The organism is Humibacter soli, assembly GCF_054779035.1.
Map to the genome: position 1 here is coordinate 1440567 of NZ_BAAGYX010000001.1, position 25297 is coordinate 1465863.

General features: G+C 67.6%; 19 protein-coding genes and 1 tRNA gene. 8 read left to right on the forward strand and 12 right to left on the reverse strand.

All coding sequences use genetic code 11. The features are described 5' to 3' along the window. Nucleotides 1–60 precede the first annotated feature (60 nt). Nucleotides 61–1263 (forward strand): pyridoxal phosphate-dependent aminotransferase, encoded by a 1203-nt coding sequence (locus ACYVDN_RS06805; protein ID WP_460569713.1) that lies wholly within the window; start codon nt 61–63, stop codon nt 1261–1263. A 4-nt stretch (nt 1264–1267) separates the two neighbouring features. Here ACYVDN_RS06805 and ACYVDN_RS06810 read toward each other — a convergent pair whose 3' ends face one another. The 6 genes from ACYVDN_RS06810 to ACYVDN_RS06835 all read right to left on the reverse strand — a co-directional run bounded on the left by ACYVDN_RS06810 (nt 1268) and on the right by ACYVDN_RS06835 (nt 6960). Continuing rightward, entirely contained in the window at nt 1268–2095 is an 828-nt protein-coding gene (locus ACYVDN_RS06810; RefSeq protein ID WP_460569715.1) for a carbon-nitrogen hydrolase family protein, read from the reverse strand. A 24-nt stretch (nt 2096–2119) separates the two neighbouring features. Then, nucleotides 2120–3583 (reverse strand): amidohydrolase family protein, encoded by a 1464-nt coding sequence (locus ACYVDN_RS06815; protein ID WP_460569717.1) that lies wholly within the window; start codon nt 3581–3583, stop codon nt 2120–2122. Between the two features lie 76 nt (nt 3584–3659). Further along, on the reverse strand, nt 3660–4034 hold the full coding sequence (locus ACYVDN_RS06820; RefSeq protein ID WP_460569719.1) for a hypothetical protein: 375 nt from the start codon (nt 4032–4034) through the stop codon (nt 3660–3662). Between the two features lie 30 nt (nt 4035–4064). Further along, entirely contained in the window at nt 4065–4928 is an 864-nt protein-coding gene (locus ACYVDN_RS06825; RefSeq protein ID WP_460569721.1) for a class III extradiol ring-cleavage dioxygenase family protein, read from the reverse strand. A 2-nt stretch (nt 4929–4930) separates the two neighbouring features. Next, entirely contained in the window at nt 4931–5746 is an 816-nt protein-coding gene (locus tag ACYVDN_RS06830; RefSeq protein ID WP_460569723.1) for a citrate synthase family protein, read from the reverse strand. Next, nucleotides 5743–6960 carry a CaiB/BaiF CoA transferase family protein gene (locus ACYVDN_RS06835; protein WP_460569725.1) on the reverse strand — a complete coding sequence of 406 codons (1218 nt, stop codon included), beginning with the start codon at nt 6958–6960 and terminating at the stop codon, nt 5743–5745. The genes ACYVDN_RS06830 and ACYVDN_RS06835 overlap by 4 nt, the downstream gene beginning before the upstream one ends. A 154-nt stretch (nt 6961–7114) precedes the next feature. Between ACYVDN_RS06835 and ACYVDN_RS06840 the strand changes: the two genes are divergently transcribed. The 3 genes from ACYVDN_RS06840 to ACYVDN_RS06850 all read left to right on the forward strand — a co-directional run bounded on the left by ACYVDN_RS06840 (nt 7115) and on the right by ACYVDN_RS06850 (nt 8649). Next, complete coding sequence (locus tag ACYVDN_RS06840) at nt 7115–7933, forward strand: IclR family transcriptional regulator domain-containing protein (protein ID WP_460569727.1); 819 nt, start codon at nt 7115–7117, stop codon at nt 7931–7933. Beyond that, nucleotides 7930–8511: an NADPH-dependent FMN reductase gene (locus ACYVDN_RS06845; RefSeq protein WP_460569729.1), complete on the forward strand. Its 582-nt coding sequence runs from the start codon at nt 7930–7932 to the stop codon at nt 8509–8511. Before ACYVDN_RS06840 ends, ACYVDN_RS06845 begins: the two co-directional genes overlap by 4 nt. Nucleotides 8512–8572: 61 nt before the next feature. Continuing rightward, nucleotides 8573–8649: transfer RNA gene (locus ACYVDN_RS06850), tRNA-Met, on the forward strand. A 66-nt stretch (nt 8650–8715) separates the two neighbouring features. On the opposite strand, the gene ACYVDN_RS06855 is transcribed toward ACYVDN_RS06850, so the two are convergent. Continuing rightward, the gene (locus ACYVDN_RS06855; RefSeq protein ID WP_460569731.1) at nt 8716–9213 is read right to left on the reverse strand and encodes a hypothetical protein; all 498 of its coding nucleotides are present in this window, start codon (nt 9211–9213) and stop codon (nt 8716–8718) included. A gap of 120 nt (nt 9214–9333) precedes the next feature. Here ACYVDN_RS06855 and helR point away from each other — a divergent pair, with 120 nt between their 5' ends. The 3 genes from helR (at nt 9334) to ACYVDN_RS06870 (ending at nt 14975) form a co-directional block, all read left to right on the forward strand. Next, nucleotides 9334–11511 (forward strand): HelD family protein, encoded by a 2178-nt coding sequence (gene helR, locus ACYVDN_RS06860; protein WP_460569733.1) that lies wholly within the window; start codon nt 9334–9336, stop codon nt 11509–11511. Nucleotides 11512–11605: 94 nt separating this feature from the next. Then, nucleotides 11606–13993 (forward strand): excinuclease ABC subunit UvrA, encoded by a 2388-nt coding sequence (locus ACYVDN_RS06865; RefSeq protein WP_460569735.1) that lies wholly within the window; start codon nt 11606–11608, stop codon nt 13991–13993. Nucleotides 13994–14027: 34 nt separating this feature from the next. Continuing rightward, nucleotides 14028–14975 carry a cytochrome b/b6 domain-containing protein gene (locus tag ACYVDN_RS06870; protein ID WP_460569737.1) on the forward strand — a complete coding sequence of 316 codons (948 nt, stop codon included), beginning with the start codon at nt 14028–14030 and terminating at the stop codon, nt 14973–14975. 6 nt (nt 14976–14981) lie between these two features. On the opposite strand, the gene ACYVDN_RS06875 is transcribed toward ACYVDN_RS06870, so the two are convergent. The 3 genes from ACYVDN_RS06875 to ACYVDN_RS06885 form a co-directional block, all read right to left on the reverse strand. Further along, nucleotides 14982–15749 carry an SDR family NAD(P)-dependent oxidoreductase gene (locus ACYVDN_RS06875; protein WP_460569739.1) on the reverse strand — a complete coding sequence of 256 codons (768 nt, stop codon included), beginning with the start codon at nt 15747–15749 and terminating at the stop codon, nt 14982–14984. A 16-nt stretch (nt 15750–15765) separates the two neighbouring features. Next, nucleotides 15766–18735, reverse strand: a complete 2970-nt coding sequence (locus ACYVDN_RS06880) for a UPF0182 family membrane protein (protein ID WP_460569741.1) — start codon at nt 18733–18735, stop codon at nt 15766–15768. A 169-nt stretch (nt 18736–18904) separates the two neighbouring features. Then, nucleotides 18905–20077 (reverse strand): YlbL family protein, encoded by a 1173-nt coding sequence (locus ACYVDN_RS06885; protein ID WP_460569743.1) that lies wholly within the window; start codon nt 20075–20077, stop codon nt 18905–18907. Nucleotides 20078–20254: 177 nt separating this feature from the next. Between ACYVDN_RS06885 and ACYVDN_RS06890 the strand changes: the two genes are divergently transcribed. Then, nucleotides 20255–21640: a zinc-dependent metalloprotease gene (locus tag ACYVDN_RS06890; protein ID WP_460569745.1), complete on the forward strand. Its 1386-nt coding sequence runs from the start codon at nt 20255–20257 to the stop codon at nt 21638–21640. Nucleotides 21641–22489: 849 nt separating this feature from the next. Here ACYVDN_RS06890 and ACYVDN_RS06895 read toward each other — a convergent pair. Continuing rightward, nucleotides 22490–24229, reverse strand: coding sequence for an ATP-dependent helicase (locus ACYVDN_RS06895; RefSeq protein WP_460569747.1), 1740 nt, complete (start codon nt 24227–24229; stop codon nt 22490–22492). Continuing rightward, complete coding sequence (nudC, locus tag ACYVDN_RS06900; protein WP_460569749.1) at nt 24226–25194, reverse strand: NAD(+) diphosphatase; 969 nt, start codon at nt 25192–25194, stop codon at nt 24226–24228. The genes ACYVDN_RS06895 and nudC overlap by 4 nt, the downstream gene beginning before the upstream one ends. Nucleotides 25195–25297 lie beyond the last annotated feature (103 nt).

Here is a 25297-nt window from a genome sequence, read left to right on the forward strand (position 1 = left end):
GCATCCGTTATGAGCAGTTGCGCGCGACGATAGTTTGGGTGTGCGAAACACGGAGGCGAGATGACGACGTTGATCCCCGGTCCCTGGCAGCGGGCGGCACACGGTGCGGGCCTGCTGAGTGATGACGGCACCGTGTCCGCCACGATCTTCGCCGAGATGAGCGCCCTCGCTGCGAGAACGGACGCGGTCAACCTCGGCCAGGGGTTCCCCGACGAGGACGGCCCCGCAGAGGTGCTCGAGGCGGCAGTGCGGTGCATCCGCGACGGCGTCAACCAGTACCCGCCGGGCATCGGAATGCCGGTGCTGCGCGAGGCGATCGCCGAGCACCAGCAGCGGTTCTACGGCCTCGCCGTCGACCCCGATCGCGAGGTGCTCGTCACGGCCGGCGCCACCGAGGCCCTCGCGGCGACGCTTCTGGCGCTCGTGGAGACCGGCGACGAAGTGGTCACGTTCGAGCCCTTCTACGACGCATACGGCGCGACGATCGCCCTGGCGGGAGGTGTGCATCGCACGGTGCCGCTGCGCGCGCCGCACTTCGCGCCGGACCTCGACGAGCTGAGGGCCGCCGTGACGGACCGCACGCGGGTCATCCTGGTGAACGATCCGCACAACCCGACTGGTGCGGTGTTCGATCGTCAGACCCTCGAGACCATCGTCGAGCTCGCCGTCCGTCACGACGCGATCATCGTGACCGACGAGGTGTACGAGCACCTCACGTTCGACCGGCCCCACGTTGCGATCGCAACCCTTCCCGGGGCATCCGATCGCACGGTGTCCATCTCGTCGGGCGGCAAGACGTTCAGCATGACGGGGTGGAAGATCGGCTGGGTCACCGCCCGACCTGAACTCGTCACGGCGATCACCGCAGTGAAGCAGTTCCTGACGTACGTGAACGGTGCGCCCTTTCAGCCGGCCATCGCGACGGGACTGAGGATGCCCGACTCCTTCTTCACCGACGCGGCCGCGACGCTGGCGGCGAAGCGCGACCTGCTCTCCGCCGGCCTCGACGCAGCAGGCTTCGACGTGTTCGCCTCGCACGGCTCGTACTTCGTGGTGGCGGATGCCGCTCCCCTCGGCTATGCGGATGCCATGGCCCTCTGTCGCGAACTCCCCCACCTCGCCGGCGTGGTCGCCGTGCCGATCACCGCGTTCTGCGGGCCGCGGATGCGTGAGGAGGCGGCTTCGCTGGTGCGCTTCGCGTTCTGCAAGCGGGTGGACGTGCTCGAGCGCGCGGCGGAACAGCTCGCACAACTCCGACGCTAGGGCGTCAGGACCTCGGTACGACCGAGTAGCGGCGGAGGGCGAGAGCGGGATTGATCTCCCTGACTCGTCCGAGGCGGCCGCGGGAGAGCCACGCGATTGCGACACCGGGCTCGTCACCGGCATCCGCGACGACGACGCCCATCGGGTCGACGATCATGCTCGAGCCGACCCCGATCGGCCCGATGTGGTCCGCCGCCACCACGAAGGCCGTGTTCTCGATCGCCCTCGCCGTGATGAGCGCGCGCCAGTGGTACTCCTTGAGCGGACCCCGCACCCACTCGCTCGGGACGAGGATGACCTCTGCACCGGCATCCACGATCGTTCGGGTCACCTCGGGGAATCTCAGGTCGTAACACGTCTGCAGCCCGACGACGAGACCGTCGACCTCGAACAGCTGCGGTCGCGCGAGCGGGCCCGGCTGCACCACATCGGACTCCCGGCCGCCGAACGCGTCGTAGAGATGCTGCTTGCGATACGCAGCGAGGATGCCCGAGCCCGGCCCCACCGCGACGACGGTGTTGAAGAAGCGGCCGACGTCGTCCGACCGCTCGGCGAGACCGGCGACGATCGTCACGTTCAGCTCGTCGGCGATCGTCGCGAGCGTCGCGGTGAAGGTTCCGTCGAGCGGCTCTGCGTGATCGAGGAACCGCGCGTCGACAGGATGCACGAAGAACGACGAATACTCGGGGAAGACCACGAGGCGCGCTCCGCGGCCGGCCGCGACATCCGCCAGCTCGCGGATCGACTCGAGATTCGCTGCAGGGTCGTCTCCCGGCGCGAACTGGGCGACGGCGACCGCGACGGAGTCGTTGGAGGGGGAACGGGCCGGCATGACTCCAGGTTAGGCCGTTGCCGTTCAGGCCGAGTGCGTCGCCGCCGTGCGGAACTCCGTGTACGTGTACGGGTTGTCGAGGATCTTCGTCTCGGGGATGTCCGGGTTCATGCCCGCCTGCCAGACATCCTCTCCGAGTGTCGAGCGCAGGTGCTCGACGGTGGACTCCACGAGCGATCGCGCACGGGACAGATCGGCTCCGACCAGGCGGTGCTCGCTCTTCACGACCGCGCCGTCGACGAGAACGGTGTGCACGTCGCCCCTTCCTGCCTGGAGCGCGACGTGTCCGTACGGGTTGACGATCGGGAACATGGTCGGCGACTGATCGTTCTTCAGCAGAACGACGTCGGCCTTCTTGCCCTCCTCGAGGCTGCCGACGACGTCGTCGAGCCCGAGCGCCTTGGCACCCCCGCGCGTTGCCCAGTCCACGACGTGCTCTGCGCGCAGGTGCGAGTGCGTCACCGTGTCGCCCTTCTCGTGTGCGATGAGGTGCTCGTGGGCGCGGTCGGCGCCGAGGGTGGCGCGCATCGCCGTGAAGAGGTCGCTGGAGAACCACACGCTGGTGTCGACGGAGAGCGACACAGGGATGGCGTGACTGCGGAGAACCCACGACGGTGGGTAGCCCTGGCCGCAGCTCTCCTCGCTCTCGGTCGACAGCGACACCGTGCCGCCCGTCGCCGCGATGCGCTGGTACGAGTCGGCATTGAGGGTGGCGGCGTGCACGTAGACAGTGCCCGGTGTCATGAAGCCGCCCTCGTACATGAGGCGGATGCCGTCGTCGTTCGTCGCACCCCACACTCCCGCGTGGGTGGTGACGGTGAGTCCGAGCTCTCTCGCCGCCTCGAACGCCGTGCGCTCGGGGAAGGACGGGTCGCCGGTCACGTCGAACGCGAGCTGGAACCTCAGCTTGTCTCCACCGGTGTTGTGATCGCGGATGAACCGCTGCACGTCCTCGCGCACCGACCACTCCCACGGGCCGTCGAAGATATCGCCGTAGGCGAAGACGAACCGGCCGGCTGTCGACGTGAGGGCCTCGAGCGCAGCCTCGGCGTGATCGACGGTCTGCAGGCCGTGCGACCAGTCGACGGACGTGGTCACGCCCGCGTCGAGAGCATCGAGGGCCGAGACGAGGTTGCCCGCGTACATGTCCTCCGGGCGGAACGCCCTTCCGTGTTCGAGGTAGTACCAGACGAAGTACTGGGTCAGAGTCCAGTCCGCGCCGTAGCCGCGCATCGCCGTCTGCCACATGTGCCGGTGGGTGTCGACCATGCCCGGCATGACGATGCCGCCGGTCGCGTCGATCTCGAAGGCCCCCAGCGGCACCTCGAGGTGCCGGCCGACTGCGGCGATGCGGTCGTCGACGACGAGCACGTCGGCATCATGCAGCACGGTGTGCCGGTCATCCATCGTCAGAACCGTGCCTCCTCGGAACACAATGGGCTGACCGACAGCGGGCTGAGGGACGGATTCTTGCGGGTTCGGGTTCATGGTTGGCTCCTTCGCCGGGTTCATGGAGGTGCTGATGATGTCGCGGAGCGAGCGGCCGCCGGTGCGGTCGTCCCGGTCAGGGTGCGACCGAGGGGTACTGCCTGCCGAGCCAGTGCGAGAGCTTGGCGGCATACTCGCGCTGGAACGACAGGGGACCAGACCGGGCCGCGTACTCCTCGTCGTAGAGCGCGATGAAGATGGTCAGCGTGAGGAAGTAGTGCGCACCGAGCTCGAAGAGAGCGACGTAGTCGTGCGCGATCAGGGCGGTACGCTCCTCGTCGGTCAGGCTGAGCCAGGTCGTCGTCTCGACGGCATCTCTGGTTCCCAGCATCACCCCGAGCTCCCGCTCCCAGCGATCGACTGCCGCCGCCGGATCCGACTTGTACTGCGCGAGCCGCTCGGGATCCCGATCGACCTGGTAGAGGAACTTGTCGACGTAGTACTTGCTCACCGGTCTGCCTTCCTCACTGGTCTGCCTTCCTCACCGGGGATCACCGTTCGGGTACCAGGTCACATACATCTCCCTGGTGTGGAACAGATCGAGGTCGTCGACGTAGGCGGCCCTCTCCGGTCCTGCGATGCCGAGCATGAGCACGAGATCGAGGAAGCCGGGCGTGGCGTTGCCCGACGCCGAGAGCTTCTCGAACGTGACATCGTTCAGCACGGCATCCACGTCTCCTCTGGCGAGCCAGTCGATCGCCTTCAGGTCCCACTCGGGGTCGGGCCCGTGCTCGCCGAACTGCCTCGGGCCGCCCAGCTCGAGCGACAGATGCCCGCTGCCGATCGCGGCGATGCGCTTCTCCGACGGATACTCGTCGATGATCGAGCGGATGGCCCGCCCCAGGTCGTAGTAGCGGCGGGCGCTCGGAAGGGGCGGCGCGAAGATGTTCGTGTAGATCGGCACGACCGGGAGGTCGGCCTGCGGCCTGGTCGTGATGATGGGGCAGATGATCGAGTGGTCGAGCTTGAGCTCGTGGCTGATCGCGAAGTCGAATCCGCGATCGAGCAGGCCTTGGAACATGTAGCCGGAGAGGTCCTCATCACCCTGCAGCGTGTACTTCGGGATGCTGAACTCACGTTCCTCGTTGTAGAACGTCGCGTCGTAGGCGGGTTGCTTGCCGATGAGGAAGGTGGGCAGGTTGTCGAGGAAGAACTGGTGGAAGTGGTCCGATCCCACCATCACCAGGAGGTCGGGCTTCGCGGCGGTGAGCGTCGCGCGGTACGCCTCGACCTTGCGTTTCCACTCCGCAGCCTGCGGGATGCGCTCCGCCTGCGGCGTGAGCTCTGTCGCCTTCAGGAAGAACGGGTGATGCGTCGTTGCGAGCACCGCGCTCAGTGTTGCCATGCTCAGTCGTCTCCTCGGTCGGATGTCGCGGGTCGGGATGTCGCGGGTCGGTACAGCGCGTGTCGGTCGACCTCGTCGTACACGAGCGGGCCGATCGGGTCTTCGAGCTCTTCGGCGAGCTGGCCGATCAAGCCGGCCGCACGCGCCAGAAGGGCGAAGCCGCGCAGCATCGGCACCGGAAGGCCGGCGTCGGCCAGTGCCGCACCCGCCACGCCCGCGCCGTTCAGCGGAAGTGCTCGACCGAGCACCTCCGGTGCCATGCGGCCGATCGCCTGGAAGAGCCGAAGGTGCGGTCCCGTCACCCCTTCCTCATCGGCGATCGCGATCATCACGGGGGTGCGCGGGTCGCCGTGCTTGTGCACGGGATGCCCGAGGCCGGGCACCTTGCGACCGTCTTCCTTCGCGCGAACGAGCACCGCGGCGGCGATGGCGTCCCAGTCGCTGTCATCCCACTCCGAGGTGTCTCCGCACGTCTCGACGATGGCGTGGAGGTAGGCGCCGGTGTCCTCGGTGACGCCGAGGAACCGCGATCCGCCACCCAGCAGGCCGGCGGCCATCGCTCCCTGCAGCGAGTCGGGCGCGCTGTAGAGCGTGAGCCGTGCCGCGATGGCGGTGGGAGTGAACCCGTGGTCTGCGAGCGAGACGAGCACGGCCTCGAACACGCGCAGCTGCCCGGCAGTGGGACGACGCTTGGTCGCGAGCCAGTACGCCAGCTCACCGAAGCCCACCTTGCCCATCAGCTCGCCCGCGAGATCGTGGCCGAGCAGCGTGATCGAGTCGCGATCGCTTGTTCCGATGCCTGTCGGGTACTCGGTCATCTCGTGCCTCCTCGTGCGATCCAGTCGCGCACCTGGCGACTGTGCTGGCCCAGCGTGGGCGCCGCGGACCGGTAGGTCGCCGGCGTGCGCGAGAACCCGATCGGATTGCGGACCATGGGAACGGCGTCATCACCCTCCCCCACGGCGACGACGGGATCGAGCCCCAGCCGCTCCGCAAGAGCGACGCCACCGTCGATCGTGTTGATCGGTCCGCACGGCACTCCGACGGCGGTCAGGATGTCGTACCACTCGCCAGCGGTGTGTTGGGCGAGCGCATCGACGAGCAGCGGCCGCAGCTGCTCCCGGTTGATGTTGCGGAGCTCGGTCTCGGCGAACCGGGGGTCATCCGCCAACTCAGGACGTGCGAGTGCTGCGGCCAGCCTGCGGAACTGCCCGTTGTTGGCCGCCACGACGATGATGTCGCCGTCGCTCGCGGGCAGCGGCTCGTACGGGAACAGGCTGGGGTGGGCGTTGCCCATGCGGAACGGGATCCGGCCCCCGGCCACATAGGTCGAGCTGTGGTTGGCCATCGCGGCGAGCGCAGTCGACAGCAGGTTCACTTCGACGTGCTGACCCTCTCCCGTGCCGTCGCGATGGCGGAGGGCCGCGAGCATCCCGATCGTCGCGTGCAGCCCCGTCATGATGTCGAAGACCGAGACGCCGCTGCGGTAGGCAGGGCCGTCGGCCGGGCCGGTGAGGCTCATCAGCCCCGAGGTGGCCTGCACGATGAGGTCGTAGCCCGGTAGGGATGCCCCGCCGGCTGCACCGAAGCCGCTGATCGACACGTAGACGACTGAGGGGTTCGCGGCGGCGACGCTCTCGTAGTCGAGACCGAACTTGGCCAGCCCGCCCGGCTTGAAGTTCTCGATCACGACGTCCGCGCGGGCCGTCAGCGACCGCGCGACGGCCCGATCGGCATCGTCGCGGAAGTCGAGCACGATGTCGTACTTGTTGCGGTTGATGCCCAGGTAGTACGTCGAGACGCCGTTGTGCTCGGGGGGTGTCCACGCCCTGGTCTCGTCGCCGTCCGGACCCTCCACCTTGATGACGGTGGCGCCGAGGTCGGCCAGCAACTGGGTGGCATAGGGCCCGGCGAGAACGCGGGAGAGGTCCGCGACCACCAGACCGGCCAGCGGACCGGTAGCGCTCGCGATCGCATCGTCGATCGGTGAAGACCGCGTAGCGGCGACATCGGCTGCTGATGAGACGGTCATCGAACTCCATCGATTCGTCGGACAACTGTCCGCTGTACGGACTTTGCCATTCAACGTCCATTGGTGGCAGGCCGTCAATAGGCAGCTCAAAGTTGTATATGTCGCGGTGGAGAATCTACGGACACTCGTCCGCTTCGTGGCTATACTCGCGTTCATGCGTGGCTCTGCACCGGATTTCATCGAATCCCTCGCCCGCGGTCTCGACGTGCTTCGCGCGTTCGACTCCTCCAAGAGGGTGCTGACCTTGAGCGAGGTCGCGACACGAACGGGACTCGCTCGCCCGACTGCCAGGCGCATCCTCGTCACGCTCGACGAGCTCGGCTACGTGCGAGGAAGCGATGGCGGCTTCGAGCTGACGGCCAAGGTGCTCGACCTCGGGATGGCCTACATCTCGTCGAGCAGCGTGTGGGATGTCGCGCATCCGCATCTGGTCGAGTTGGTGAAGAACGTGCACGAATCGTGTTCGATCGCCCAACTGGACGGCTCCGACATCGTCTATGTCGCGCGCGTTGCGGTTCCGAAGCTCGTGACGCTCTCGGTGACGATCGGAACCCGCTTCCCGGCCCTTCAGACCTCGCTCGGCAAGGTACTCCTGGCCGGACTGCCTGAGGCCGAACTGACGCGAACGCTCGCCATCCCGTCACTCTCGCCGGTGAAAGCGGCCTGGCAGCCGGACGAGGCGGAGATCGTGGCGACGCTGCGCGAGGTGCGGGCTCGCGGATGGGCCGCCACCGACCAGCAGTTGGCCCCGGCGATCCGTTCGGTCGCCGCTCCCGTGCGAGGCAGCGATGGTCAGGTGGTGGCCGCGATGAACGTGAACGCCCACGCCATGGAGACCAGCATGGAGACGCTGATCGACGACGTGCTGCCCCAGCTCCTCATGGCGGCGAGCGCGTTCAGCGACGACTGGGCGCGCTGGGAGGGCCGCCCGTTGGACGTCGTCGATCTGACCGAGGCAGGGGGCGCACGATGAGCCGGCTTCTCGTCCTGATCGCGAGCACCCGGCCGTCCCGCGTCGGAGGCGCCGTGGGCTCGTGGGCGATCTCCCACGCCAGGGAGCGTGCCGCGTTCGACGTGCACGTCGCCGACCTGCGCGACCTGGGCCTTCCCCTGATGGACGAGCCGAGGCATCCGAAGGCGCACGACTACGCCAACGAGCACACCCTGCGATGGAGCGAGGCAGTGCAGGCCGCCGACGCCTTCATCTTCGTCATGCCGGAGTACAACCACAGCTTCACGGCGCCACTGAAGAACGCGATCGACTACCTCTACCACGAGTGGGCGGGCAAGCCCGTCGGACTCGTGAGCTACGGCGGCCTCGCCGGCGGCACGCGCGCCGTCGTGGCTCTCCAACCCGTGCTGGCCAACCTCGGCATGCTCGGCGTGCGCTCCAACGTCGAGATCGCGTGGGTGGAGCAGCGGATCGAGTCCGACGGCTTCCGTTCCGACGAGCGGCTCGACGCCACCCTCGAGAAGCAGCTCGACGAGCTCGAGGACGCCGTCGCGCGGCTCAGGATGCCCGACCAGCCGACATCCAACGCGGTCGTCTGACGCGGTTTCCGACCTCGATTTCACGCGAGCACCAAGCCCGTGCTAGGCTATCTTCTTGTGCCGCGGGGTGGAGCAGCTCGGTAGCTCGCTGGGCTCATAACCCAGAGGTCGCAGGTTCAAATCCTGTCCCCGCAACCAAGAAGGCCCGGTCAGAAGCAATTCTGACCGGGCCTTTGCTCGCCTAGGGCGGTGGTGCAGAGGCGCTCAGCGCGAGTCGCGCTTCGCCTGGTTGCGGGCTCCCTCCGCGATCGTCGACGCGTCGCGCTTGAGGTTGCCAGGGCCCTGCTCGTATTCGCGAGAGCGCCCGGCGTCCGACACCTTGCCCGCGGCGGACGGAGTCGATTCCGGTCCGGTCCCCCGTCCTTCGCGGGCACGGGCGAGCCGCTCCTCCCTGAGCTGCTGGGCCTGCTCGTGCGCGACATCGGCGAGCCTCGCGGAGACGAGCGAGAGCGCCTCTTCGAACGCCTCGGCACGTACTCGGCTCTTGGCACCACGCTTGCCGGCCTCCCCGCGATCCCCGGTCGCGACGACATCCGCAGCAGCTTTGCGCCGCGCGTTCCTCACGTGCTTGTTGCGCGCTCGCCTCACCCGCTTGTGAAGCGCAAGGAGTCCGTCCTCGTCCAGAGAGTTCAGCCGGTCCGGCTCGACCTCGCGGATCAGGTCTCGTTCGGCATCCTTCAGCACCCAGGCGTAATCGTCCATGATCCCCCTCGCATTTCCAGGATACGTCGGCAGAGGGGGCTTGCCACAAGGCCCCATCTGCGAGGGAGAATCGTGCGCCAGCCACCCCTCCCGCGGCATCCCTCTCGACATCGGAGCCCATTGACCCTCACGAACACTGATGCGTTCAACCTTCCCGACCGGCTTTCGGCCAAGGCCGACCCTGCCCTGATCGCGCGCGACCGGCAGCAGTTCGCAACGATCGCCGACAGCCTGCAGGAGCAGATCGACGGCCTCGCCGACCGGCTCGCGGAGCTTCGCCTGCAGGCAGGCGGCAGCGGTCAGGCCGCGATGGACCGGGACATCGAGATCCACCGCGTCACCTCTCAGCTGCGCGTTCTGCGCCGCTACGGTCTCGATCTGTGCCTCGGCCGAGTGGTGCGCGAGGGCGATGGGCAACCGCTGTACATCGGACGACTCGGGCTCATGGACGACAAAGGCCGCCAGCTGATGGTCGATTGGCGAGCGCCGGCCGCGGAGCCCTATTTCGCCGCCACCCACGCGAACCCGATGGGACTGGTGAGCCGTCGCAGGTATCGCTGGACGCGAGGTCGCATCACGGACTACTGGGACGAGGTGTTCACCGCTGAGGCGCTCGAGAGCCGCGCGGCGCTTGATGACCAATCGGCCTTCATCGCGAGTCTCGGGAGCAGCCGGTCGGAGCGGATGCGCGACGTACTCAGCACGATCGAGTCCGACCAGGACGCGATCATCCGCGCGGGATCGCGCGGTGCGCTCGTCGTCGACGGCGGCCCCGGAACGGGCAAGACCGTCGTCGCGCTCTACCGCGCCGCCTACCTTCTCTATTCGGAGCCACGGATCACCCAGGGTGGTGGTGGAGTGCTGTTCATAGGCCCGAATCCCGCATACCTCTCTTATGTGGACGACGTTCTGCCCAGCCTGGGAGAGGAAAGCGTGCAGATCTGTACGCTGCGCGGCCTCGTGCAAGAGGGTGAGACCGCGGTGACGGAGCGCGACCAGGAGGTGGCGAGGGCGAAGGCATCCGGTCGCCTGCTCGCTGCCGTGACCGCGGCCGTCGACTATTACGAACAGCCGCCGACCACGGAACTGACGATCGAGACCGAGTGGGGCGATCTGGAGCTGACCGCGACGGAGTGGGCAGGGGCGTTCGGGGAACCGGATGGCTCCCTCACGCACAACGAGGCACGCGACCAGGTCTGGGAAGCGCTGCTCGAGACTCTGATCGACCAGCTCGACGACGAGGATGCCCCTCCGCACCTGATCCGCAGGGAGCTCTCCAGGAACGAGGAGCTGACCGGCGCGTTCGCGACGGCATGGCCATTGCTCGACCCAGCAGGCGTCATCGGCGACCTGTGGTCGGTCCCCCAGTACCTGAGACTCTGCGCGCCGTGGCTGTCGTCGTCGGACATCCGCCTGCTGCAGCGGGATGAGCCGCGAGCCTGGACCGTGTCGGACCTTCCGTACCTGGATGCCGCCCGCCAGCGCATCGGCGACCCGCAAGCCGCTCGGCAAGCACGCAGACGCGAGGCGACGCTCGCGTCCGAGCGGGAAGAACGAGCCAACGTCATCGATCACCTCATCGAGTCCGACGACAGCGAGATGCTGCTGATGCGGATGCTCCGCGAGCAGGACGCGCAGAACTCCCTGGTCGACGACGCGGCGCTCCCGAGCGTCGACCCCGACCTGCTGGCCGGACCATTCGCCCACGTGATCGTCGATGAAGCCCAGGAGCTCACGGATGCCGAGTGGCAGATGCTGCTGCTGCGCTGCCCGTCGAGGAGCTTCACGATCGTCGGCGATCGGGCGCAGGCGCGGCACGGTTTCACCGAGACCTGGCGCGAGCGACTGGAGCGCGTCGGTCTCTCGGAGGTGACGATGACGTCGCTGAGCATCAACTACCGCACCCCGGAGGAAGTGATGGCGGAAGCGGCGCCGGTCATCCTCGCCGCGCTGCCCGACGCGAACGTGCCGATCTCCATCCGCAGCAGCGGGCTGCCGGTCGTGCACCGGTCGACGGCCGAACTCGACTTCGTCGTGGACACCTGGCTCGCCGCGCACGACGAGGGCATCGCCTGCGTTGTCGGCGACCCGGGGTTCAAGGCGCTGCCGCGGGTACGGTCGCTCTCCCCCGAATACGTGAAGGGCCTGGAGTTCGATCTGGTGGTGCTCGTGGATCCACAGGAATTCGGGGACGGCATAGAGGGGGCGGTCGACCGGTACGTGGCGATGACGAGAGCAACCGGACGGCTCGTCATCCTGACCAGCGATGGAATGACAGTCGACCCGGTCGACCGGTAGACACGGCGCAGAGCCGGATCGAGCACGATCGGAGAAGCCCTGCACCTCGGGCCGCGGTTAACCTGGTTCTCGTTCGGCACAACAGGAGGACAGGATGAGCATCGACACGGCACCGTTGCAGGAGCAGACGGCGGATCGCGCGGACGCCCACGAGGTGATCCGCGTGCACGGTGCGCGGGTGAACAATCTGAAGGATGTCAGCCTCGAGATTCCGAAGCGCCGCTTGACCGTGTTCACCGGCCTCTCGGGCTCGGGCAAGAGCTCCCTCGTGTTCGGCACGATCGCCGCGGAGTCGCAGCGGCTCATCAACGAGACCTACAGCACCTTCGTGCAGAGCTTCATGCCGACCCTCACGCGTCCGGATGTCGACGTGCTCGACGGCCTCACCACAGCGATCGCGGTGAGCCAGGAGCGCATGGGGTCGGATCCCCGTTCGACGGTGGGGACCGCGACCGACGCGAACGCCCTGCTGCGCATCCTGTTCGCCCGCCTCGGCGATCCGCAGATCGGCGGCCCCAAGGCGTTCTCGTTCAACATCGCGTCGATCAGCGGCGCCGGGGCCGTGACGGTGCAGAAGAACGGCGCCGAGATCAAGGAGCGCCGCAGCTTCGCGATCGTCGGCGGAATGTGCCCTCGCTGCGAGGGCCGCGGAACCGTGCAGGACTTCGACCTCACGGCGCTCTACGACGACTCGAAGTCGCTCAACGAGGGCGCGCTCACGATTCCCGGGTACAGCATGGACGGATGGTTCGGCCGCATCCTGCGCGAGTCCGGATTCTTCGACCCCGACAAGCCGATCCGCCAATTCACGAAGAAGCAGCTGAACGATCTGCTCTACAAGGAACCGACGAAGATCAAGGTCGAGGGCATCAACCTGACCTACGAAGGGCTGATCCCCAAGATCACGAAGTCGATGCTGTCGAAGGATGTCGACGCCATGCAGCCCCACATCCGGGCCTTCGTCGAGCGCGCCATCGCGTTCGGCACCTGCCCTGAGTGCGACGGCACGCGGCTGAGCGCGCTTGCCCGGTCATCCAAGGTGGCAGGCATCAGCATCGCGGATGCCTGTGCCATGCAGATCTCGGACCTCGCCGCCTGGGTGCGCGGCCTCGACTATCCGCAGGTCGCTCCTCTGCTGCAGGCGCTGCAGGAGCTGCTCGACTCTTTCGTCGAGATCGGGCTCGGATACCTCTCACTCGATCGGTCGGCAGGCACGCTGTCGGGCGGTGAGGCGCAGCGCACCAAGATGATCAGGCACCTCGGGTCGGCGCTCACCGACGTCACCTACGTGTTCGACGAGCCGAGCGTCGGTCTGCATCCGCACGACATCAAGCGGATGAGCCGGTTGCTCAAGCAGCTGCGCGACAAGGGGAACACGGTGCTTGTCGTCGAGCACAAGCCGGAGGTGATCGAGATCGGCGACCACGTCGTCGACCTCGGTCCGGGTGCCGGCGCCGCCGGAGGCGAGGTGTGCTTCGAAGGCACCGTCGCCGAGCTGCGCGACAGCGACACGATCACCGGGCGGCACCTCAGCGACCGTGCACAGCTCAAATCGACCGTGCGGAGCGCCACAGGTGCACTCGAGGTGCGCGGGGCATCCACTCACAACCTGAAAGATGTGGATGTCGACATTCCGCTCGGCGTGCTGGTCGTCATGACCGGCGTCGCCGGGTCGGGCAAGAGTTCGCTCGTGAGCGGCTCGGTCGCGGGACGCGACGGCGTCGTCTGGGTGGACCAGGCGCCGATCAAGGGGTCGCGGCGGAGCAACCCTGCCACCTACACCGGCCTGCTCGACCCGATCCGCAAGGCCTTCGCGAAGGCCAATGGGGTGAAGCCTGCGCTGTTCTCGTCGAACTCCGAAGGCGCATGCCCCGTCTGCAACGGTGCCGGGGTCATCGAGACGGACCTCGGCGTGATGGCCTCCGTCACCACGGTGTGCGACGAGTGCGGCGGCAAGCGGTTCAACCAGGCGGTGCTGGAGTACAAGCTCGCTGGGCGCGACATCAGCGAGGTGCTCGGCATGTCGGTGATCGAAGCCCAGGCGTTCTTCGCCGAGACGGATGCCCGCACCCCCGCCGCATCGACGGTGCTCGACCGCCTCGCGGCCGTCGGGCTCGGCTATCTCACGATCGGGCAGCCGCTGACCACGCTGTCCGGCGGCGAGCGGCAACGCCTCAAGCTGGCGACGCACATGGGAGAGAAGGGGGGCATCCTGGTGCTCGACGAGCCGACGGCAGGCCTGCACCTCGCGGATGTCGACAACCTGCTCGCACTGCTCGACAGGCTCGTCGACGGCGGCAAGTCGGTCATCGTCGTCGAGCATCACCAGGCCGTGATGGCGCACGCCGACTGGATCATCGACCTCGGCCCGGGCGCAGGCCATGACGGCGGACGCATCGTCTTCGAGGGCACGCCGACGGACCTCGTCACCGCGCGATCCACACTGACGGGCGAGCACCTCGCGGAGTACGTCGGCGCGTGACTCCCGCGCACATCGGTGCGATACGTTGAAGCCGATGACAACGCAGGAGCAGGCGCCGGCGAGACAGACCGGCAGATGGCGTCCGCTCGCCTGGACCATCCCGGTGGGGATCGTCGCCGCCGCTCTGATCGTTCTGCTCGTGCGCTGGCTGCTCACGCTGCCTGCCATGCAGGACTTCCTGCGCACCTATCCCGGCACGAGCCCCCTGCCTGCGTGGGCTCCCGTCGGCTTCCCGCTGTGGCTGGCGATCCTGCACTTTCTGAACACGACGTTCCTGCTGTTCATCGTGCTCTCCGGCTGGTCGATCCGACGTACGAGGAAGGGCGGTCGGCGGCCCAAGGAATTCTGGATCCGTGACAACGACCACCTGATCCGCACGAAGAACCCGCCGATCCGCATCACCCTCACGTCGTGGTGGCACCTCACGGTCGACGCACTCTGGGTGTTGAACGGCGTGATCTACGTCATCCTGCTCTTCACCACCGAGCAGTGGATCCGCATCGTGCCGACACGATGGGATGTCATCCCGAACGCCATCTCGGCCGGCCTGCAGTACGTGTCGTTGAACTGGCCGTACGAAGACGGCTGGGTCGCCTACAACGCACTTCAGCAGCTGATCTACTTCATCACCGTGTTCATCGCGGCGCCGCTCGCCGTGATCTCCGGCATCAGGCTCGCCCCGGGGCTCGCCGTGCGATGGCGACGACTCGACAAGTTCTTCCCCCTGAGCGTGGCGCGCGTCATCCACTTCACCGTGATGATCTGGTTCGTCGCCTTCACGGCCGTGCACGTCGGGCTCGTGCTCATCACCGCCCCGCTGCGCAACCTCAACCACCTCTACGGGCTGCAGGATGACACGAGCTGGGTCGGCTTCGGCGTGTTCGTCGTCTCACTGATCGTGATCGCCGTGGCGTGGGTTCTGCTGCGCCCGCCGCGCTTGGACACGATCGCGGAGCTCACCGGGAGCGTCAAGCGCCGCTGAACCGGGTCAGCGGGCGGTCCATCCTCCATCGATCGCCAGGGTCTGCGCGGTGATCAGGGATGCTGCCGACGACGCGAGGAACACAGCGGCGCCGGAGACCTCGGCGGGAACGCCGATGCGATGAAGAGCCGCGATGCGCTCAACGGTGTCTGCCCGGAACTCCGGGTCGGACAGCGCCGCCTCTGTGCCGTCCGTCTCGATGAACGTGGGCGCGAGCGCGTTCACTCTGATGCCGTATTCGCCCCACTCCACGGCGTGGCACCGAGTCATGTGCACGACCGCGGCTTTGGCCACGCAATACGACGACTCCCCCGGTAGCGCGATCAGCCCCGCCTGCGAGGCGATGTTGACGATCGAGCCCCCGCCGGCATGACGCATGTGCTTGGCCGCGTGCTGGGAGAGGAAGTACGTGGACTTCGTGTTCAGCGCCCAGACGCGATCGAAGTCGTCTTCGGTGACATCCATCGCCTGGCCCATGATGCCGCCGCCCGCATTGTTCACCAGTGCATCGAGCCGCCCGAACTCGTGCACCGTCTCGTCGATCGCGGCGCGCGCGCCGGTGAGGTCGGTGACGTCGAGCTCCACGGGGAGGGCCCTGCGGCCGAACGATTCGATCTCGGATGTCAGGCCCGCGTCATCCGTCACGTCACGCAGCCCGATGGCGACATCCGCCCCGGCTCGGGCGAACTCCAGGGCGATGGCGCGCCCCAGACCACGACGCGCGCCCGTCACGAGCACGGTGGAACCGGTGAGGTCGAAGGGCGACGATGCCATTGCGGGCTCCCGAGCGCTACTTGGACGAACCGGTCGAACCGGAGCCGGACGAACCTGAGCTGGACGACATCGCCTGCTCGGCCGCGAGGGCGTCGGCCAGGTCCTTCGTGAGCCGGGCATCCGCCGCACCGTATGCCGTCCAATCGCCGGCCTTCAGCGCAGCGTCGCGATCGGCGAGCGCCTGCTTCGCATCGTTCAGCGCGGACTGGAGCGCCTGCTGCTGCGACGTGTTCGAACCGGTCGACGAGCCACCCGAGCCTGTTCCGGTCGAGCCGGTACCTCCCGTGCCCGATCCCGTGCCGGAGGTCGACCCGGCGCCGGTATCACCGGCCGTGGCGCCGGAGTCTCCGCCGAACAGCACGTCGAGGGCGCCGTCGAGCGTGTCCTCGAAGGCGATCTTGTTTCCGAACGACACCAGCACCTTCTGCAGCAGCGGGTAACTCGTCGAGCCGCTCGACTGGATGTACACGGGTTCGACGTAGAGCAGACCGCCGCCGACGGGAAGGGTCAGCAGGTTGCCGTTGATCACCTTGGTCGATCCGGTGCGCAACAGGTTCAGCGCCTGGGACACGTTCGTGTCTGAGTCGAAGCTGTTTTGGACAGAGCCCGGCCCTGGAATCGTGTCTTGCGACGGCAGGCGCAGCAGTCTCAGGGTTCCGTAGTCAGACGACTTCGTCCCGGACTTGTCCCCCGCATTCGAGTCGACCGCCAGATAGCCCTTCAAGATGCTGCGGTTGGACGCACTCGTGGATTGAGGGATGAACGTCGTGTACAGCGAGAACTGTGGAGACGCCTGCCCCGGCATCTGCATCGTCAAGTAGTACGGCGGCTGCAGCGAGGTGGCATCCGTCGTGCTCGGGTCGTCGGGCACCTGCCACGCGTCGGTGCTGGAGAAGAACGATCCCGAATCGGTCACGTGATAGCGAGAGAGGATGTCGCGCTGCACCTTGAACAGGTCGGCAGGGTATCGCACGTGGCTCATCAGGGCCCCGCTCATGTCGCTGAGTGGCTTCACGGTGCTCGGGAAGACCTTCTCCCACGTCTTCAGCACGGGGTCGCTCGAATCCCACGCGTAGAGCGTCACCTTGCCGGTGTAGGCGTCGACCGTGGCCTTGACCGAGTTGCGGATGTAGTTGATGTCATCCATCGCGTAGCTCGGCGTCGACGAAGTCTGCGAGTCGGCGGTGGCGTCGCTGTACGACACCTCCTGCGAGTACGGGTACTGGTCGCTGGTGGTGTATCCGTCGATGATCCAGACGATGCGCCCGTTCACCACGGAGGGATACGGGTCGCTGTCGAGCGTGAGGTAGGGCGCGACCTGCTCCACACGGGATGCCGGGTTGCGGTTGTAGAGGATCTGGGAGTCGGAGTTCACCGCGTCGGAGAGCACGATCTGCTCATCCTGGAACTTGATCGCATACGCGAGGCGCGTGAAGAGGTTGTCGAGCTTCGGGCCGCCGTTGCCGTCGTACGTGGTGTAGGTGGCCTGCTGGCCGCCGGAACCGGCCGGGTAGTCGAGCTCGATCGGCTTGGCGCCGGAGGGAGCTCCGACGATGGAGTACTTCGGGGAACCCTCGCCGAAGTAGACCCGCGGCTGATAGTCGCCGAGGGCGCCGGAGGTCGGGATGCCCGACTCGAGGAAGTCCGGCTCGCCATCGCTCTGCCGCTTGTTGCCGTACGCGGCGACCAGGCCGTAGCCGTGCGTGTACACGAAGGTCTCGTTGTACTTGCCGGAGTCGCCGAGTCCGGACTGCTGCAGTTCGCGGACGGCGACGACGGTGTCTTGCTCCTTGCCGTCGATCGTGTAGCGGTCGACGTCGAGGTCCTGCCCGAAGCCGTAGTACTGCCGGAACTGCTGCAGCTGGGCGAAGGCGCCGGAGACCACCGAGGGATCGAGGATGCGGATGCTCGCGGTGGTGTCTGCATCCTTACGCAGGGCTCCGGCTTTGGCATCCGTCTTCGCGTCGTACGTGCTGACCTTCACGTTGGAGACGTCGAAAGCATCTCTGGTGGAGTCGATGGATCGATTGATGTAACTCGATTCGAGCGTCTTCTCGCTCGGCGCCACGATGAGCTTCTGCACGCCCCACGGATAGATCGCGCCGACGATGATCGCCGAGACGATGAGTAGCGCCGTGCCGACCAAAGGGTAGCGCCAGCGGCCGATGAAGGCGGTGAGCACGAAGAGCAGCGCGACCACGACCGCGATCCCCGCGAGGATGGCCCGGCCGGGGATCGTGGCGTGCACGTCGGTGTACGCGGCGCCGTTCACGCGACCGCCGACGGCCGAGTCGGTGACCGCCGCATAGCGGTCGAGCCAGATGCTGACGGCCTGCAGAAGCAGGTAGACCGCGGCGAGCACGGCGATCTGCACCCGTGCGGCACGCGAGATACGCACCTCGCGCCCCGAGATTCTTACCGAGCCGTACAGGTAGCTGGTCGCCATGGTTGCCAGCAGCGCGATGATCGTGACGGCGGAGAGGAACGCGACGACGCTGCGGTAGAACGGCAGCGCGAACATGTAGAACGACACGTCGAGGTGGAACTGCGGGTCTGTCGTGCCTGCGGGAACGCCGTTCAGCCACAGAGCAGCGGACTTCCAGTTGCCCGCGGACGCCGCCCCCGCGAACAGGCCGAAGACGATAGGGATGCCGTAGGTGGCGAGCCTGCGCAACGGCTCGACGACCTGCTGGTAGCGCCCGACCCCTGAGTCGAGCTTCGCGTAGACAGGACGCAGCCGGTACGCGAGGAACATGCAGAGCCAGAGCGGCACGGCCATCGCGAGGAACCCCAGGAGGAACATCACGCCGCCCGCGAGCCACTGCGTCGTGAGCACGTTGAGATAGCCGACCTGCTGGAACCAGAGCACGTCGGTGTAAAGGCTCGTGAAAATGAAGAACGCGATGACGAGCACGACGACGATGCCGAGCGTGATCCAGATGGCCGCGCGACGTCGACGGGGGCGGCCTACTGCTGCGGATGTCACTGAGAGTCCTCTTCGGGGGCTTTGCGGGCTGTTGCCCTCCGTCAAGAAGGAACGGCCCGCTTGCGGGCGCTAGACCCCCATCCTAGGGCGAGCGTCTATGACGGCAGCCGGAGGCCGCCTGGGAGTGATCTGGATGTCTGGTATGAGCCCACTGGCCGCGCACGGGCGGCTACGACGTCGGGCAGGTCGGCAGGTCGGCGGTGCTCGAGCCGGTGCGCACGGCATCCAGCACCTTGACCGAGTCGCTCAGGGTCTTGACCGCGAAGACCTGGAGTCCAGCGGGGATATGACCCGTCACCTCGTCGCAGTTCGACGCAGGTGCGAGGAAGATGGTGGCGCCCGCGCTGCGAGCCCCGTACATCTTCTGCCTGATGCCTCCGATGGCGCCGACATTGCCGACGTTGTCGATGGTGCCCGTTCCTGCCACGCGCTTGCCGCCGCTCAGAGAGTCGGGTGTGAGCTTGTCCATGATGCCCAGCGCGAACATCTGGCCGGCGCTGGGGCCGCCGACGTTGTCGAGCTGGATGCTCACCTCGAACGGAAAGTCGTACTTCATGCCGGCGCCGATTCCGACCACGACCTGCCCCGCCAACTTCTCAGGGGTAACGCTGAGCGTCTTCTCCTTGCCGTCACGAAGCACCACGATGCTCGCGGGCTTGTCCGTGCCGTTCTTCTTCAGCTCGTCACGCAGCCCCTGCACGCTCTTCACCGCGACCCCGTTGACGGTGAGGATCTCGTCCCCTACCTCGACGACGCCCTTCGCAGGGCCGTCGAGCACCTGGGCGACCACGACGTGCTGCGGAAAGTCGTAGCCCAGTTCGTTGAGAGCGGCGGCGACGGCATCCTTCTGCGAGTCCGTCATCAGCTGGGCGTTCTCGGTGTTCTGCTGCTGCACGTTCGCGCCAGGAGGGAAGGCCACGCCGACCGGGATGACCTCGTGGGACGGCGACAGCCACGCCTGGATGACCTGCCCCCAGTTGGGAAGCTGCTGAGGCGTTCCGATCTCCGACACCGTGAGCAGGTCGAGCGAGCCCTTCGTCGGATAGGTCGGATGCCCGCTGACGACGATGAGGGGCTTCTTCTCGTCGGCCGTGGTCGGGGTCTGCCCCACCGGGTGGTTGTAGCCCAGCGTGTTGAACACCGGGCCGGGCGCCTCGATCACGTAGGGGGCGGGCGACAGCGCCATCACCATGAGAAGCACGAAAGCGACGACGATGAGCGCCGTGCCAATGGCGCGTCTGCGAGAGAGACGCGGTTGCTCGCCCTCCTCGTCCGCATCCTGCTCGGGCCCGGCGGGGTCCGGAGTGTTCCGCGCGTGCGCATCATCAGAGAAAAGGGTCACGGTGCTCTCCTCGTGTTCGCGACGGGCGGACGATGGACCACGACAGCATAGGGGAATTCCCACCCGCGGCCGCTGTGTGCGGGGCTAGCGTTGATGGTGCGTCTGCGGCGAAGGCCGCCGGGCGCGCCCCCGTGCCGGGATCGACGATCCCGTGGAATCGACGAGAAGAGGCATCGCGTGTCCGATGACGACCGGAACGATCCAGAAGACGAGTTCCGCGACATGCTGCGCCAGTTCCTGTCGGGAAACGGATCGTTGGACCCAGAGCAACTGGCAGGAGCCGCGGGAATCCCCGCGGACGCTGCGAGCATCCAAGCGCTGATGAGCCAGCTGCAGAGCGCCCTGCGCTCCTCGGGCGACGGCATCAACTGGGATGTCGCGCTCGAGCAGGGCACCTCGATCGCGTCGAAGGACGCCGTCGAGGTCACGCCGGCTGAGCGGGTCGAGCTCGACCAGGCCTTCAACGTTGCGGCGCTGTGGCTCGACGAGGTGACCAGCATCTCCGAGCTGACCTCGACCCCGACGCTGCTCAGCCGCAGGCAGTGGGTGAAGGACACCATGCCGGTGTGGACGCAGCTCGCGGAGCCCGTCGCGACCAGCATCTCGGATGCCCTCACTCAGGTGATGCAGGAGCAGGCGCCCGAGGAGATGAAGGGCATGCTGCAGAACGCCGGGCACATCGTGCGCGCTGTCGGCGGCACGCTGTTCGCCGTTCAGCTCGGGCAGGTGGTGGGTCAGCTCTCCAGCGAGGTGGTGTCGGGAGGAGACGTCGGCATCCCGCTGCTGAAGGACGGCACGGCCGCGCTGCTGCCGCAGAACGTTGCCGCGTTCGGCGAAGGGCTCGACATCCCGAGCGACCAGGTTGCGCTCTATCTCGCGGTTCGCGAGCTGGCGCACGCCAGGCTGTTCCGCCACGCCAAGTGGCTGCGTCTGCAGCTCATCACGTCGATCACGGAGTTCGCGCGCGGGGTGACGATCGACATCGACCGCATGCAGGAGCTCGCGGAGGGCTTCGACCCCTCGAACCCCGAGGAGCTGCGGCAGGCGATGGTGAGCGGCGCGCTCATTCCGCCGAAGACCGAAGCCCAGGAGGCCGCGCTCGCACGGCTCGAGACGCTTCTCGCGCTGATCGAGGGCTGGGTCGACGTGGTGACCGCGAAGGCCACAGCAAGGCTGCCGAAGTCGGATGCCGTGGCGGAGACGGTTCGACGCCGTCGCGCCGCCGGTGGCCCTGCCGAGTCGGCCTTCGGCACGCTCGTCGGCCTCGAGCTGCGGCCGAGAAGGCTGCGCGAGGCAGCGGCGATGTGGAAGCAAGTGACGGATGCGGTCGGGGACGACGAGCGGGACCGCCTGTGGTCGCACCCCGACCTGCTGCCGACGTCCGAAGATGTCGACGACCCGAGCGCACTGGTGGCACGGCTGACGGCATCTGCGTCGGGCGCCGAGCCGGAGTACGACGAGCTCGACGAGGCGATCGCAGCCCTGCTGCGTGGTGACGCCATCGAGGGCGACGTGCCCCCTGAACCCGGTGACGACGGCGAACAGGGACCGCGGCCGGTCTGAGGCCACTTCCGCTGGCTTCGCCGCGTGCTCCTCAACCCACGGTGAGGACGGCGGGGTTGTGGACAACGTCTGTGCGCGGCGCCGCACATCGGCATGATGGCGGCATGATCTATCGCCTCGATCCCGCTGTTCCACTGGTGTGGCGCGATCCGCAGACGCTGCAGCTGGGTGTGGATCGGGTGGTGTGCGTCTTTCCCCAGGTGACGCCCGTGCTCGAACGGATGCTCGCCGCCCTGCGAACCGGAGCGGCTCGTTCACTGCTCGAGGTGACGGCATCCGTTGGCGGTTTCGGACATGCCGCCAGCAACGAGGTCGATGCGCTTCTCGCCTCCGTCTCGGAGGCGCTGCTGCAGCCGGGGCCGGAGGCCGACGTCCGGCAGATGACGATCGTGATCGACGGCAACGGCCCGACGGCGGAGCGGCTGCTGCGCCTTGTGCGCGAGTCGGGCCACTCCGTCACCACCGCCGATCGCGTTGAGCGGGAGACCGACGAGGTCGCCGCTGTCGTGATCTTCGGCTCCTTCGTGATCCCACCGTGGCGGCACGGTCCGTGGCTACGGCGCGACATCCCGCACCTTCCCGTCGTGTTCGGCGATGCGGGCGCCGAGATCGGCCCCTTCGTCGAGGCGGAGGGGCCGTGCCTGCGCTGCCTGTCCCTCGCCCGCACCGACGCGGACCCCGCGTGGCCCGCGATCGCAGCACAGCTCGACACGCACGCGCCGGCGCCCGAGCCCGTTTTGCTCTCCGCCCACGTCGCATCGCTCGCGGCGCGATGGCTGGATGCCAGGGTACGGACCGGTGATCGATCGCATGCATCGACGAGCATGCGCATCGAGTCGGACGGACGTGTCAGCTCGCTGCAGCACTCGGCGCACGGTCTGTGCGGATGCCGAGGTCTGCCAGAAAACGTGACGGCTCTCGTGGGCCGGCCGCATTCGCAGCCCAGCTCAACGCCAGCCGGCGCCTCGCGCGTGTGACGCCGACGTAGAGCAGCCGGCGCTCCTCTTCGATCGCCTCAGGGGTGCGCGCATAGCCGATCGGCACGAGGCCGTCGCCCAGGCCGACGATGTGCACGTCATCCCACTCGAGACCCTTGGCCGCGTGCAGCGTGCACAGCGTGACGGCGGCGATGCGCGGCTCGTGCTGCGCAGCCTGCCGTGCCAGCAGGTCGTCGGTGAACTCGCGGAATGTGGTCCCTGCCGGGGCGTCGTCGACAAGCCCCATGATGGCGTTCAACGCCTCCCAGCGATCGCGCACGCTGCCAGCGCCCTGCGGTGCCTCGAGGGTCCACCCCAGCGATCGCAGCACATCGCTCACCGATTGGAAGAGCGGCTCATCCGAGACCGTGAGAGACGCGGCGCGCAGGGTCATGACGGCCTGTCGCACCTCGGGCAGATCGAAGAACCGCGCGCCGCCACGCACTTGATAGGCCACCCCGGCATCGGTCAGTGCGGCTTCGAGCGGTGCCGCCTGCGCATTCACCCGATAGAGCACGGCGAGGTCCTGCGGCTTCGTACCCTGCAGGATGCTCGTCGCGAGCCGGGAGGCGACGGCCGCCGCCTCCGCAGCGTCGGTCTCGTACCCGGCGATCGTCGGCGAGGGAGCGGGATCGGCTTCCGCCTCCGAGGCGAGCGAGTGGAGCGTCAGCGCCCCCGGTCGGCCACGCATCAGGCGATTGGCGGCCTCGACGATCGGCGCACTCGAACGATAGTTCTGCTCGAGACGCACGAGCGAGGCATCCGGATAGCGGCGAGGGAAGTCGAGGAGAAACCCGCTGGACGCCCCGGCGAACGAGTAGATCGTCTGGCTCGCGTCCCCCACGACGCAGAGGTCTGAGCGGTCGCCGAGCCACAGGTCGAGCAGTCGCTGCTGCAGCGGTGAGACGTCCTGATACTCGTCGACGACGAAGAAGCGGTACTGCTCGCGCACGTGCATGGCGACAGCCGGCTCGGTCTCGATCATGCCGGCGCAGGCCTGCAGAACATCCTCGAAGTCCAGCTGCCTGCGGTCATCCTTCAGCGCCTCGTAGGCACGCTGCAGATCGACGGCCTGTGCAGCGCCGAGAGAGCCAGGGGTGGTTCGTGCCGATCGGCCGTCGGCGTCGGGCACGAGCATCCGCTCGTAGTCGTCGATGCTCAGCTCGCTCACTTTGCGCCACTCGATCTCGGCGGCGACGTCTCGCAAGGTGGCGGTGTCGACCTTCAGCTTGATGCGCTCGGCGGCCTGGCCGAGCAGCCTCGCCTTGCCGTCCAGCACACGTGGCAGCGAACCCCCGACGACGATCGGCCAGAAGTAGTTCAGCTGGCTGAGCGCCGACGCGTGGAAGGTGCGAGCTGAGACGCCCGTTGCGCCGAGTGCGCGCAGCCGGGTGCGGAGTTCCGAGGCCGCCCTGGCGGTGAACGTCAGCGCCATCACCCGGTTCGGTGCGTACACGCCGGTCGCGACGCCGTAGGCGATGCGATGGGTGATCGCGCGGGTCTTGCCGGTTCCCGCGCCGGCCAGTACACAGACCGGGCCGAGCAGTGCTTCGGCCGCCACCCGTTGTGCGGCGTCCAGGCCCTCGAGAAGGGCATGGGCGGAATCGGTCACGCGACGCCCGCTCGCGGCGCGGGAGGCTCGTCCAGCGGCCCGCCGTACCAGTCGCGCACGATGGCGTGAGCGATCGACGACCCGCCGGGAAGCAGGATGTCGTCGCGTTCCCGCCAGATGTCGTCACGGCTGAACCAGCGCAGGGCCAGGATCTCCTCACCGTCGGGCCGCAGCTCGGTGTGCCCTGACAACGCCCTCGCCTCCATGCCGATCATCACGGATGCCGGGAACGGCCACGGCTGCGATCCGAGGTAGACCGGGTCGGCGACGATGACGCCCGACTCCTCCTCCACTTCGCGCATGACGGCGGACTCGAACGACTCCCCCGCCTCGACGAACCCGGCGAGCAGCGACCAGCGGTTCGCCTCCCACAGCGCGTTCGAGCCGAGCAGGATGCGATCGTCCTCGTCGAGAACGCGCATGATGACGGCGGGGTCGGTGCGCGGGAACACCTCGTTGTTGTCGAGGAAGCAGCGGCGCATCCAGCCGCCGAGTTCGACGACGGTGGGAGTTCCGCAGCGCGGGCAGTGCGTGTGCGACACGTGCCAGTTCGCGATGGCGACGGACTCCGTGACCAGTCCGGCGTCCCTGTCGCTCAGTCGTGTCGCGATGTCGCGGAGGCCACGCCAGCGGGTCTCGTCGGGCTGCAGCTCGCCTGCTGCGGCATCCGTGAGCACCGAGAGGATGACCGGGGTGCCTGCGGGCTCGCCCTCTGACGCCTCGAGGGTTCGCCCGAGGTAGACGCGGGTCAGCGCAGAGGTGACCTCGTCGGTGCGGAAGAGCGTGAGACGAAGGCGATCGCTCTCTCCGACCTCGGTCGTCAGCACCCGTCCCTGCCAGAGCGGCAGCACGCGCGTGGCAGGGTCCGAAAGGAGCTCATCGAAGAGATCCTCTCTGCCTCGTCTGACGCCGTCACGATCGACGGCGGACCTCGACAGGGGAAGCGGACCGACGGGGCTCGGCATCGATGGACTCCTCACGACTGGTGCATGGTAGGGGCCACCCGGGCTTGCCGCGTGCGCGTGGCGAACGACCTCGGCGACGAAGGGCACGCCTACCCTTGACGGT